At 49.1% G+C, this 542-nt stretch carries 1 pseudogene; it reads right to left on the bottom strand.

The features are described 5' to 3' along the window. Positions 1-94: 94 nt before the first annotated feature. Positions 95-542 (bottom strand): annotated as a pseudogene (locus R7R24_RS29805) (hypothetical protein); the annotation flags it as partial.

The raw sequence follows: 542 nt of genomic DNA, 5'->3' as shown, positions 1-542 counted from the left end.
TGCTACGCGGCTAATAAGTGAAGTCAAGCGATGCTGATGAGATAAAAAATAAGCTCCCGAAGGAGCCTATTCACTTACTTTCACTAACTTTCAATTACTTAAGAGGAACGCCAGGCGCGTCAGACACGCAGGAAGCATAAGCCGGGTCTCGAGCATCCATCACCAACTGCGCTCGACCTCGATGCAGGTTAATGATGTCATACACGACGCCCTCGTGATGCGGTAAATCCATTAGCGAGGTAGACCAATACTCCGAATTCGCTGGCCAACCAAAACCTCCGCCATCTTTGTCTTCTTCATAGATGCTTTCAGTCCCGTCCCAAACACTGCCTCGTGATGCACGATACAAGCTAAACAACTCATTGCGTGTGGCACGACGCCAGTTGTCACGGCCAGCAAAGTTTCTTACAGATAAATCATGACACCAGTTTGCGTATTGGCTGGTTAAGCCTGTGCGATCACGTCCGTATTGGTTGAACATCGCAAAGTCACCCACAGGGCCGCGTGTACCGTCTTCCGTTTTGATGCCAACGTAAGTTTTT

The sequence above is a fragment of the Vibrio sp. 704 genome, from assembly GCF_033339295.1.
This window is presented reverse-complemented; position numbering and strand designations above follow the sequence as displayed.